Annotated in this window: 10 protein-coding genes; all 10 read left to right on the top strand. The window is 34.8% G+C overall.

Annotation, left to right across the window (positions count from 1 at the left end; translation table 11 throughout):
* Nucleotide 1: 1 nt before the first annotated feature.
* The gene (gene rpoB / locus ACTF45_RS00145) at nt 2-3,295 is read left to right on the top strand and encodes a DNA-directed RNA polymerase subunit beta (protein ID WP_438949142.1); all 3,294 of its coding nucleotides are present in this window, start codon (nt 2-4) and stop codon (nt 3,293-3,295) included.
* A gap of 38 nt (nt 3,296-3,333) precedes the next feature.
* On the top strand, nt 3,334-5,238 hold the full coding sequence (locus ACTF45_RS00140; protein WP_288347691.1) for a DNA-directed RNA polymerase subunit gamma: 1,905 nt from the start codon (nt 3,334-3,336) through the stop codon (nt 5,236-5,238).
* 33 nt (nt 5,239-5,271) lie between these two features.
* Nucleotides 5,272-9,372 (top strand): DNA-directed RNA polymerase subunit beta', encoded by a 4,101-nt coding sequence (locus ACTF45_RS00135; protein ID WP_438949141.1) that lies wholly within the window; start codon nt 5,272-5,274, stop codon nt 9,370-9,372.
* Nucleotides 9,373-9,422: 50 nt separating this feature from the next.
* Entirely contained in the window at nt 9,423-9,575 is a 153-nt protein-coding gene (locus ACTF45_RS00130) for a high light inducible protein (protein WP_288347688.1), read from the top strand.
* A 33-nt stretch (nt 9,576-9,608) separates the two neighbouring features.
* Nucleotides 9,609-10,655 (top strand): 23S rRNA (adenine(2503)-C(2))-methyltransferase RlmN, encoded by a 1,047-nt coding sequence (gene rlmN, locus ACTF45_RS00125; RefSeq protein ID WP_438949140.1) that lies wholly within the window; start codon nt 9,609-9,611, stop codon nt 10,653-10,655.
* 70 nt (nt 10,656-10,725) lie between these two features.
* Nucleotides 10,726-10,851, top strand: coding sequence for a hypothetical protein (locus tag ACTF45_RS00120; RefSeq protein WP_268741257.1), 126 nt, complete (start codon nt 10,726-10,728; stop codon nt 10,849-10,851).
* A 19-nt stretch (nt 10,852-10,870) separates the two neighbouring features.
* Nucleotides 10,871-11,641, top strand: a complete 771-nt coding sequence (locus tag ACTF45_RS00115; protein WP_288347685.1) for a HEAT repeat domain-containing protein — start codon at nt 10,871-10,873, stop codon at nt 11,639-11,641.
* A 118-nt stretch (nt 11,642-11,759) separates the two neighbouring features.
* Nucleotides 11,760-11,975 (top strand): DUF2997 domain-containing protein, encoded by a 216-nt coding sequence (locus ACTF45_RS00110; RefSeq protein ID WP_438949139.1) that lies wholly within the window; start codon nt 11,760-11,762, stop codon nt 11,973-11,975.
* Nucleotides 11,962-12,354: a DUF1257 domain-containing protein gene (locus ACTF45_RS00105; protein ID WP_438949138.1), complete on the top strand. Its 393-nt coding sequence runs from the start codon at nt 11,962-11,964 to the stop codon at nt 12,352-12,354. Before ACTF45_RS00110 ends, ACTF45_RS00105 begins: the two co-directional genes overlap by 14 nt.
* A 3-nt stretch (nt 12,355-12,357) precedes the next feature.
* Nucleotides 12,358-12,723 carry a ferredoxin gene (locus tag ACTF45_RS00100; RefSeq protein WP_288347904.1) on the top strand — a complete coding sequence of 122 codons (366 nt, stop codon included), beginning with the start codon at nt 12,358-12,360 and terminating at the stop codon, nt 12,721-12,723.

The following is a 12,723-nucleotide window of genomic DNA, read 5'->3' as shown; positions in this document are numbered from 1 at the left end:
GATGAACAGTAGCGCTTTACAGATAGCTAAAACAGCAACTTATCTACCAGATTTGGTTGAAGTTCAAAGGGCAAGTTTTAAATGGTTTCTGGAAAAAGGCTTAATTGAAGAATTAAAAAGCTTTTCTCCAATTACTGACTACACAGGTAAATTAGAACTACATTTTATCGGCGAAGAATATAGGTTGAAAAGACCTAGACATGATGTAGAAGAAGCCAAGAGAAGAGATGCAACTTTTGCTTCGCAAATGTACGTAACATGTAGGTTAATAAATAAAGAAACAGGAGAAATCAAAGAACAAGAAGTTTTTATTGGTGAACTACCTTTAATGACTGAGAGAGGGACCTTTATTATTAATGGAGCCGAAAGAGTAATAGTCAATCAAATAGTACGTAGTCCAGGGGTTTATTTCAAAGATGAAATGGATAAAAATGGTAGGAGGACTTATAATGCTAGCGTTATCCCCAATCGAGGAGCTTGGCTAAAATTTGAAACTGATAAAAATAATCTACTTTATGTAAGAGTTGATAAAACGAGGAAAATTAATGCACACGTACTTATGAGAGCTATGGGCCTCTCGGATAATGATGTGGTTGATAAATTAAGACATCCTGAGTTTTATAAACAGTCAATTGATTCAGCTAATGATGAAGGAATAAATTCAGAAGATCAAGCTTTATTAGAACTCTATAAAAAATTACGACCAGGTGAACCCCCTTCTGTTTCTGGTGGGCAACAACTTCTACATAGTAGATTTTTCGATCCTAAAAGATACGATTTGGGAAGAGTAGGTAGATACAAAATTAATAAAAAATTGAGATTAACTGTTCCAAATGATGTCAGAACCCTTACACATGAGGATGTTCTTTCGACAATTGATTATCTTATCAATTTAGAACTTGATATTGGTGGAGCGAGTTTAGATGATATTGATCATTTAGGTAATAGAAGAGTTCGATCCGTTGGAGAACTTCTTCAAAACCAAGTCAGAGTTGGCCTTAACCGATTAGAGAGAATTATCAAAGAAAGGATGACTGTTGGCGAGACAGATTCTCTTACACCTGCTCAGCTAGTTAATCCAAAGCCTTTGGTAGCAGCTATTAAGGAATTTTTTGGATCCAGTCAATTAAGCCAATTTATGGATCAAACAAATCCATTAGCTGAGTTAACGCATAAAAGAAGAATATCAGCATTAGGACCTGGCGGTCTAACTCGAGAAAGAGCAGGTTTTGCTGTTAGAGATATTCATCCATCACACTATGGAAGATTATGTCCTATTGAAACTCCCGAAGGCCCAAATGCAGGTCTTATAAATTCTCTCGCAACACATGCAAGAGTTAATGAATTTGGTTTTATTGAAACCCCTTTTTGGGAAGTAGAAAAAGGTAGGGTTATGAAAGAGGGGAATCCTGTTTATTTAGCAGCGGACTTGGAGGATGAATGTAGGGTTGCTCCTGGCGATGTGGCGACTGACAAAAGTGGTAATATCCTTGCAGATTTAATTCCAGTAAGGTACCGGCAAGATTTTGAGAAAGTTCCGCCTCATCAAGTTGATTATGTTCAGCTTTCTCCTGTTCAAGTTATTTCAGTAGCCACTTCTCTTATTCCCTTCTTGGAACATGATGATGCAAATAGAGCGTTAATGGGTTCAAATATGCAGCGTCAAGCGGTTCCATTATTAAGACCTGAAAGACCCCTAGTCGGCACAGGATTAGAATCCCAGGTTGCTAGAGACTCTGGGATGGTGCCAATTACAAAAGTAAATGGAATCGTTTCTTATGTTGATGCTAATGAAATAGTTGTTAAAGATGTAGATGGTAATGAGCATGTTCATTATCTTCAAAAATACCAGAGATCTAATCAAGATACTTGTTTAAACCAAAGACCAATAGTGAAAAATGGAGATCAAGTTATATCTGGTCAAGTTCTTGCTGATGGATCAGCTTGTGAAGGTGGAGAAATAGCTTTAGGACAGAATGTTTTAATTGCTTATATGCCATGGGAAGGTTACAACTATGAAGATGCAATACTTGTAAGTGAAAGGATGGTTACTGATGACCTCTATACTTCAGTGCATATTGAAAAATATGAAATAGAAGCCAGACAAACTAAATTGGGCCCTGAAGAAATAACTAGAGAAATTCCTAATATTTCAGAAGAAAGTTTGAATAATCTTGATGAAATGGGAATTATCAGAACAGGTGCTTTTGTAGAAAGTGGTGATATTCTCGTAGGAAAAGTTACCCCTAAGGGAGAATCAGATCAGCCACCTGAAGAAAAACTTTTGAGAGCTATATTTGGTGAAAAAGCAAGAGATGTGAGGGATAATTCTCTTAGAGTTCCTAAAACAGAAAAAGGAAGAGTCTTAGATGTTCGTATTTACACAAGGGAGCAAGGCGATGAGCTGCCTCCAGGTGCGAACATGGTTGTAAGAGTTTATGTTGCTCAAAGGAGGAAAATTCAGGTAGGTGACAAGATGGCTGGGAGACATGGTAACAAAGGGATAATAAGTAGAATTTTACCTAGAGAAGATATGCCTTATTTACCTGATGGCACACCAGTTGATATCGTTTTAAATCCTCTTGGTGTTCCAAGTAGAATGAATGTAGGTCAAGTTTTTGAGTTGTTAATGGGGTGGGCAGCATCAAATTTAAATTGCAGAGTTAAAGTTGTGCCTTTTGATGAAATGTATGGTGCTGAAAAATCACATCAAACTGTTCAAGCGTTTTTAGAGGAAGCTTCAAAGCAAGATGGTAAGGATTGGGTTTATAACCCTAAAGATCCTGGAAAGTTATTACTCAAAGATGGTAGAACAGGCGAACCTTTTGATCAACCAGTAGCTGTTGGATACTCTCACTTTCTTAAACTTGTTCACTTAGTAGATGATAAGATCCATGCCAGATCAACAGGTCCATACTCTTTAGTTACTCAGCAACCTTTGGGTGGTAAAGCTCAACAAGGTGGACAGAGACTTGGAGAAATGGAGGTTTGGGCTTTAGAGGCATACGGTGCAGCTTATACTTTGCAAGAATTGTTAACTGTTAAATCAGATGATATGCAAGGAAGAAATGAAGCATTAAACGCCATAGTTAAAGGTAAACCAATACCTAGACCAGGAACTCCTGAATCATTTAAAGTCCTAATGAGAGAATTACAGTCCCTAGGTCTAGACATTGGTGTTTACACTGATGAAGGTAAGGAGGTTGATTTAATGCAAGATGTAAATCCAAAAAGAAATACTCCTTCGAGACCTACTTATGAATCTTTAGGTACCTCTGAATATGCAGAAGATTAAATACTTTATCAACACTTTCTAATTTAAATATTCTAAAAATGACTAACAGCAACTTAAGAACAGAAAATCATTTTGATTACGTCAAGATATCTATTGCGTCACCTCAAAGAATAATGGATTGGGGGCAAAGGACATTACCTAATGGGCAAGTAGTAGGAGAAGTTACTAAACCAGAGACGATTAACTATAGAACCTTAAAACCAGAAATGGATGGCCTTTTTTGTGAAAAAATATTTGGACCATCCAAAGACTGGGAATGTCACTGCGGTAAATATAAAAGAGTTAGACATCGTGGAATTGTCTGTGAAAGATGTGGTGTAGAAGTAACTGAAAGTAGAGTAAGAAGGCATAGAATGGGATATATAAAACTGGCAGCTCCAGTTTCCCATGTTTGGTATTTAAAGGGTATACCAAGTTATGTCGCAATTCTGCTAGATATTCCTCTTAGAGATGTAGAACAGATAGTTTACTTTAATTGTTATGTTGTCTTGGATGTTGGGGATCATAAAGATCTTAAATATAAGCAACTCCTTACTGAGGATGAATGGTTAGAAATAGAAGATGAAGTTTATGCAGAAGACTCTACTATTGAAAATGAACCAGTTGTTGGTATAGGTGCAGAAGCTCTTAAGCAATTACTTGAGGATCTTGATTTAAACCAAATTGCTGAAGAACTTAGAGAAGAAATTACAAACAGTAAAGGTCAAAAAAGAGCAAAACTAATTAAAAGGATAAGGGTAATTGATAATTTCCTGGCAACTAACGCAAAGCCAGAATGGATGGTACTAGATGCAATCCCTGTTATTCCTCCTGATCTTAGACCAATGGTCCAACTTGATGGAGGTAGGTTTGCCACATCCGACTTAAACGATCTTTATAGAAGAGTCATAAATAGGAATAATAGGTTAGCTAGGCTTCAAGAAATCTTAGCTCCTGAGATCATTGTCAGAAATGAAAAAAGAATGTTGCAAGAAGCTGTTGATGCACTTATTGATAATGGAAGAAGAGGTAGAACAGTTGTTGGGGCAAATAATAGAGCTCTAAAATCTCTCAGCGATATAATAGAGGGTAAGCAGGGGAGATTTAGACAGAATTTACTTGGCAAACGTGTTGATTATTCTGGAAGGTCTGTCATAGTTGTTGGTCCAAAGTTAAAGATGCATCAATGCGGACTCCCTAAAGAAATGGCTATTGAGCTTTTTCAACCTTTTGTGATACATAGATTAATCCGTCAAAATATTGTAAATAATATTAAAGCCGCAAAAAAATTAATACAAAAAGGAGATGATGAAGTCATGCAAGTACTCCAAGAAGTTATTGAAGGTCACCCAATACTTTTAAATAGAGCTCCAACTCTTCATAGGTTAGGAATTCAAGCATTTGAACCTAAATTAGTTGGAGGTAGAGCGATCCAACTACATCCACTTGTATGTCCTGCATTTAATGCTGATTTTGACGGAGATCAAATGGCTGTCCATGTCCCTTTAGCATTAGAAGCACAGACAGAGGCACGTATGCTTATGTTAGCCAGTAATAATATACTGTCACCAGCTACAGGAGAACCAATTGTAACTCCCTCACAAGATATGGTTTTAGGTTCTTATTATCTAACTGCACTACAGCCAAACTTTAAAAAACCAAAATTTGGTGATAATCAAAAAACTTATGCTTCATTAGAAGATGTTATTTTTGCTTTTGAAGATAAAAGAGTTGGCTTACATGAATGGGTCTGGGTAAGGTTTAATGGTGAAGTTGATGATGATGAAGAAGCGAATAAACCCAAAGAATCTAAAGAACTGGAAGATGGTTCAAGGTTAGAAACTTGGAACTTTAGAAGAGACAGATTTGATTCTCAAAATAATCTAATAAGTAGATTTATTTTAACAACAGTAGGAAGGGTGGTTATGAATCATACGATCATCGATTCTGTTTCAAAAACGTAATCCTTAAAAAATTAACTATTCATTCATAAAAACATGACATCATCTAAACCAAAAAAAAGTTCAAGAGTACGTAAAACTACAAAAAATTCAAAAAAAAATAATATTACAATGATACCTTTATTGGCAAAAACACCGCCATCATTCAAAAATAAAGTAGTAGATAAAAAAGCTTTAAAGAATTTAGTTTCATGGGCTTATAAAACCCATGGAACTGCCGTTACTGCTGCAATGGCTGATAATCTAAAAGATTTAGGATTTAAATATGCTACACAAGCAGCTGTTTCTATTTCAGTAAATGATTTAAAAGTTCCTGAAGCTAAGCAAGATTTAATTGGACAGGCAGAAGCTCAAATTACGGCTACTGAAGAATGTTATAGACTTGGAGAAATTACAGAAGTTGAAAGACATACCAAGGTTATTGATACGTGGACTGAAACTAATGAGAGATTAGTAGATGCAGTTAAGAATAATTTTAATCAAAATGATCCACTTAACTCAGTTTGGATGATGGCTAATTCTGGGGCTAGAGGTAACATGTCTCAGGTAAGGCAACTAGTTGGGATGAGGGGATTGATGGCTAATCCTCAAGGAGAGATTATTGATTTACCCATTAGAACTAACTTTAGGGAAGGGCTTACGGTTACTGAATATGTAATTTCTTCTTATGGTGCTAGGAAAGGTTTAGTTGATACAGCATTAAGAACTGCCGACTCAGGTTATTTGACCAGAAGATTGGTTGACGTAGCACAAGATGTAATTGTAAGAGAGGAAGATTGCGGAACTGAACGGTCGATAGTTATAAATTCTGAAGATGGAAAATTTGGTTCAAGGCTTATCGGAAGACTCTCTGCTGAAGATATCTTAGATTCTGAAGGTAATTTAATTGTGCCAAAGAATACTGCGATAGATCCTTCTTTATCTAAGACTTTAGAGACATCATTAATCTCAAAAGTAAATATTAGATCCCCATTAACTTGTGAGGCTAACCGTTCTGTTTGTAGAAAATGTTATGGATGGGCTTTGGCTCATAATCATTTAGTTGATTTAGGAGAGGCTGTAGGGATTATTGCTGCGCAATCAATTGGAGAACCTGGAACCCAATTGACTATGAGAACCTTTCATACTGGAGGTGTATCTACGGCAGAAAGTGGAGTTGTAAGATCTAAAATTAAAGGTAAAGTTGAATTCGGTTCAAAAGCAAAAATCAGAGGATACAGAACCCCGCATGGAGTTGAGGCTAAACAAGCTGAAGTAGATTTCTTATTAAAGATTATTCCAACTGGAAGTAATACTAACAAAGCCCAAAAAATCGAAGTAACAAGTGGATCTCTTTTATTTGTAGAAGATGGTCAAGATATTGACTCAGATATAACTGTTGCACAAATCACCTCAGGAGCTGTAAAGAAAAGTGTTGAAAAAGCTACTAAAGATGTTATTTGCGATTTAGCTGGAGAAGTAAGGTATGACAAAGTAATTCAACCAAAGGAAGTTACTGATAGGCAGGGTAATATCACTTTGAAAGCACAAAGATTAGGAAGGTTATGGGTCTTAGCTGGAGATGTATATAATCTACCTCCAAATGCTAAACCTGTTGTTTCTACAGAAACAAAGGTAGAACAAGGAACTGTTTTAGCAGAAGCAAGTCAATCTAGTGAGTTCGGTGGAGAAGTGCGTTTGAGGGAATCAGTAGGCGATTCAAGAGAAGTTCAGATCGTAACAACTTCAATGCTATTAAGTAATTTTAAATTACTTGAAGAATCTACTCATTCAGGTGAACTATTTCATTTAGAGTCTAATGATGGAACTATTTACAGGCTAAATACTTCACCTGGAAGTAAAATTAGTAGTGGTGAAGTCATTGCTGATTTAGCAGATGAAAGATTCAGAACAAAAACTGGCGGGCTGGTGAAATATGCACCTGGTTTAAGTGTTAAAAAAGCAAGATCATCTAAAAATGGTTTTGAAGTTAGTCAAGGTGGAACATTGCTTTGGATTCCTCAAGAGACACATGAAATAAATAAAGATATATCCTTACTCATGACTGAGGATATGGAATGGATTGAAGCAGGAACAGAAGTTGTCAAAGATATATTTAGCCAAACATCAGGAATAGTTACAGTGACACAAAAAAATGATATCTTGCGTGAAATTACTGTTAGAAATGGTTCTTTTCATGAGTGTGAAGATGAAGAGATATTGAGTCGATTTACTGAAGAAGGAAAGTTGGTTAATCCAGGCGAAAAAATTATAGATGGAGTAGATAATGACGAAATTCTGTTCGTTCAAAAATTAGAAACATCAAAAGGTAAGGGTTTACTTTTGAGAACTGTAGAAGAATACACCATACCTAATGAGGCTGAGTTACCTGAATTATCTCATGTTAAACAGGAAAAAGGACCATCATTAGCTTTGAAAGCTATTCAAAGGCTTTCTTTTAAAGATGGTGAATTAATAAAATCTGTCGAGGGTGTAGAACTACTTAAAACTAATTTGAGTATTGAAAGTTTTGATGCTACCCCTCAGATGACAATTGATGTAGAGACAATTCAAGATAAAAGTGATAAATCAATCAATAGATTAAATTTAGTTATTTTGGAATCTATCTTGGTTAGGAGGGATACAATTTCTGACTCAAGTCATGGTTCAACTCATACTGAACTTCAAATAAACAATAATCAGCTTGTTAAAGCTGGTGATGTAATTGCTACTACTCAAATTCTTTGTAAAGAGAGAGGGGTATTGCAATTACCAGATTCAGTTGAAGGTGAACCAATTAGAAGACTTATTGTTGAAAGAAACGAAGATAAAATAAAAATTAATATTAAAGATAAAGCAGTTGTTAAAACTGGAGATCGTGTTGTCGATGGAGATTCAATTAGTAAGGGAGTAAAATCTACTTCATGCGGAGAAATAGAAGAAGTTTCTAACGAATATGTGATCTTAAGGCTTGGAAGACCCTATATGGTTTCTCCTGATTCTGTTTTGCATGTGAAAGATGGAGATTTAGTTCTTCGAGGCGATGGTTTAGCATTATTAGTCTTTGAAAGGCAGAAAACTGGGGATATTGTTCAAGGCTTGCCTCGAATTGAAGAATTATTAGAAGCAAGAAGGCCAAGAGATTCTTCAACTTTATGCAAGAAATCTGGAGTTGTGCAAATTAAAGAAGGGACTGATGAAGAATCAGTATCATTATCTGTTATTGAGAGAGATGATTCTATTAGTGAGTATCAACTTTTAATGGGACAGAATATTATGGTAAGTGATGGACAGCAAGTTACCGGTGGAGAACTCTTAACTGATGGTCCTATTAATCCTCATGATTTACTAGATTGTTTATTTACAGATTTAAAAGATCAAAAACCTTTAATGGAAGCTGCGCAAGAATCCATATCAAAATTACAAAGAAAGATGGTAAACGAGGTTCAGAATGTTTATAAGTCTCAGGGCGTAGCAATTAGTGATAAACATATTGAAGTCATAGTAAGACAAATGACAAGTAAAGTTCGTATTGAAGATGCAGGAGATACCACCCTTCTTCCTGGTGAATTAATAGAGTTAAGACAAGTAGAAGATATAAATCAAGCAATGTCTATTACTGGGGGGGCACCCGCAGAGTTTACTCCAGTACTATTAGGGATAACTAAAGCTTCACTAAATACAGATAGCTTTATTTCAGCAGCCTCTTTCCAAGAAACCACAAGAGTTCTTACTGAGGCTGCTATAGAAGGTAAATCTGATTGGCTTAGAGGTCTAAAAGAGAATGTGATTATTGGAAGACTGATACCTGCTGGCACAGGTTTTAGTGGGTTTGTTGAAGAATTAGCCTCAGAAGCTGGACCTCATCCTGATATTCTTGCAGAAGAATCCGGTGGGTATAGAAGGACCCAGAATTTAAGGCCAGACTATACAGTTGACATGCCGCAAACACCGATTGTAAGTTCTACTGCTATTCTTGATGACCCAAGTGATGAAGATTTAGAAACTACTAGGAATAGACATGGGATTGATCCTACATCCAGCAATTTTGCTGCTTTTGCAAGGCCAAATGCTGAAAATCAATTTTCTGAAGATCAATTACCTGATCCTTCAGCTTTGGAAGGGTTACAAGAGGAAGGACTTCTCTCTGATGAATAAAGGCTATTCTCATTTTCAGTTACTAGAATGCTATTTTAAAATTTTAATTAATGATTAAGCCTGACATTGTTCCTAAAAGAAAACTACCTCGTTACGGGTTTCATTTTTATAATGAAAAACTTAATGGAAGAATGGCCATGATTGGTTTTATAGCACTTATTCTTACTGAATTTTTTTTAAAACATGGATTATTATTATGGTGATAATCCTACTTAATTAATTAGTTTATAAATAAATTGAAGAATCTTCTTGGATGTAGTGTTAAAGATCTAGAAAACATAGCTTTGAATTATGGTCAAGCTGCTTTTAGAGGGCGTCAAATTTATAGTTGGCTTTATAACTATAAAAATAGGTCTAAAAGTATTGATGAAATCAACGTCTTGCCATTAAAGTTTAGAGATCAATTAAAAAATGAAGCCTTTTTATTTGGAGAATTAACCTTAAATGAAAAGCATTTAGCAACTGATGGAACCTTAAAGTTGTTGTTAAATACTAGAGATAATGAAAGTGTTGAGTGCGTTGGTATTCCAACTGAGAAAAGATTAACTGCATGCCTATCAAGTCAAGTAGGATGCCCAATGGATTGTAAATTCTGTGCTACTGGTAAAGAAGGATTAAAAAGATCTTTAAAAGCAAGTGAAATACTCGATCAAATTTTATTTATTGAAAATGAAATGAATCAGAAAGTATCTAATATTGTTTTTATGGGAATGGGTGAGCCCTTGTTAAATATTGATGAGTTACTTCTATCAATTAGATCAATCAATGAGGATTTTGATATTAGTCAGAGAAAGATCACAGTAAGCACTGTCGCTATTCCAAAAATGATAAGTAAATTATCAGAACTGTCTTTTCAAATTTTGGGTAAATGTCAGTTTACGCTTGCAATAAGTTTGCATGCTTCAAATCAAAAAATAAGAGAAGCTATCATACCGAGTGCAAAAAATTATCATATTAAAAATATTATTGATGATTGCAGAGAATATGTAAGAGAGACCGGCAGAAGAGTGAGTTTCGAGTACTTAATGCTCCATGGAGTTAATGATAAATTAGAACATGCTGATGAATTAAGTAATCTAATAAAAGGTTTCCAATGCCATGTGAATTTAATTCAATATAATCATGTCGAGGAAGTTGAATTTAAGCAAACCCCTATAAAAAATGCTCAACTCTTTCAAACCAGACTTTCTAATAGTGGGATTAATGTTAGTTTTCGAAAAAGTAGAGGCTCAGATAGGAATGCAGCATGTGGTCAGTTAAGGCAAAATGACAAGATCAAATAATCATATTTAAAAACTTTTTATTAAAATTAACTTAAACACGTTATTATTGATTTAATTCTTTTTTTTATTATTGGGATTTATTAGAACTAAGCTTTTACCTTTTGCAATTGTTAGTTTATTCGGCGTTGCTTTTTTTGCTGTTAGTGCAAGGATATGGCTACCTGGAGATATGATGTCACCTGCTCCGATTAATTAATCTTTATTATTATTTGATAATGACTAAAAGAAAGGATATACAAAATGAAAGTTTGGCAGAAATAGCAATAGATCCAGATGTATTAGCTAAAGAATTATCTGTAGAGCTCGAAATTGATCCTTTAGAACAGATTGATAAAGATGGTTTCTCAAGAGGAACTTTAGATAAAAATTTAGAATGCGATGAAGCCTTAAAATTACTTAAGGGTGACCGAGAGCAAAGAATTCAAGGCTTAAGAATATTTTGTGAATATCGAGATAAAAGATCTTTCCCTCTTTTACTTCCTTTACTTGATCAACCTTGCCCAGTAGAACGAATGAGTGCTGTATATGCATTGGGTAGAAATCCATTTCCAAGCGCAGTTGAAAAATTAGTCAGTCTATTAGAAACAGACGACAATGCATATGTAAGAAGAGCTACTGCTTGGAGTCTAGCTAATTATGATAATGAAATTGTTTTGAAGCCATTAATAAATTCATTGAAAAATGATGTGGCTTCAGTAAGATTATGGTCATCTAGTTCTCTAGCGGAAATTGGAAGTACTTCATCCTGTAACGCTCAATTAGCGGCTGAACAATTATTAATTAGCTTAAAAATAGATAATGAGCCCGTGGTAAGAAGTAATTGTATATGGTCTTTATGCAGATTGTTTGAAAAATTAAATGAAATTTCGCAAGAGAGTTTTGTTGATGAATGTACAAAAATTGCTCTTTTTGATAAAGAACCTTCAGTTATGGAAGAAGCCAAAACTGCTTTAGATTCAATGGGGATGAAAGGGTTTTATAAATAGAGTTTTATATTTATTAAGTAATCAATATAAAAAAATATATTTTAATTAACTTGTACCAACTGAAACAATTATTTTTCGTTATCGTATATAAAGTATTAGTACTTAGTACTTGATTTTAATGCCTCAAAGAACATTAAGATTCAAAATTCATCAAGATGGAAGAGTTGAAGAAACTGTTGAAGGATTCAACGGCAATGCATGTAATAGTGCAACAAAAAATGTTGAAGATGCTCTTGGGCAAGTAAAAGTCAAGAATAAAACTTCAGAGGCATTTATCTCTAATCAAAGCGAAAAATCAAATCAAATTAACAACGAATCTAATGTCACATTTTAGTACTATCAAAACTCAACTTAAGGAAGTAAAGCCTCTTATTAAAGCTTTAGACCAACTAGGCTACGTAGTAAATCAGGAAAAAAAGTTTGTCAAAGGTTACAGAGGACAATTTACAGCTGTTGATATAAGCATGGATTTGCCTAGCGAAACTAAAGTTGGATTCAAATGGGATAATAACTCTAACTCATATGAATTAGTTACTGATCTCGACCTTTGGAAGTTTGATTTACCGGTTGAAAGGTTTATTTCAAAGGTTACTCAAATGTATGCTTACCATACAATTATTTCTAAAACAGAAGAGGACGGTTACCAAATAGTTGACCAAATAAACAAAAATGATGGATCTATCGAATTGGTTCTCACTAAGTGGGAAAGTTAATAATTGGATAGTAATTCCTTAAGTGCAATTGATAATTATGTTGAAACTAGAGAACTAACAGGTTATGAGCCTGTCCTAGGAGGAGAATTAACTGAAAAAGCAGTTTGGGTTGATGAAAGTAGATGTATAGGTTGTAGATATTGTGCTCATGTAGCTACTAATACTTTTGTAGTTGATGATGATTATGGACGGAGTAGAGCAATAAGACAAGATGGAGATAATCTTGAAACGGTGCAAGAAGCTATTGATACTTGTCCAGTGGATTGTATTCATTGGGTTGAATTTGGAAACTTAGAAGATCTAGAAAGTAGTCTTGATAGGGATATGTTTCAATCACTTGGGAAACTACCAAGAATGAATAAGCATTAA

This window comes from Prochlorococcus sp., from assembly GCF_965655815.1.
Taxonomy (GTDB): domain Bacteria; phylum Cyanobacteriota; class Cyanobacteriia; order PCC-6307; family Cyanobiaceae; genus Prochlorococcus_A; species Prochlorococcus_A pastoris.
Note: the sequence above shows the minus strand (reverse complement) of the source record. Positions and strands in the feature narration are given on the sequence as shown.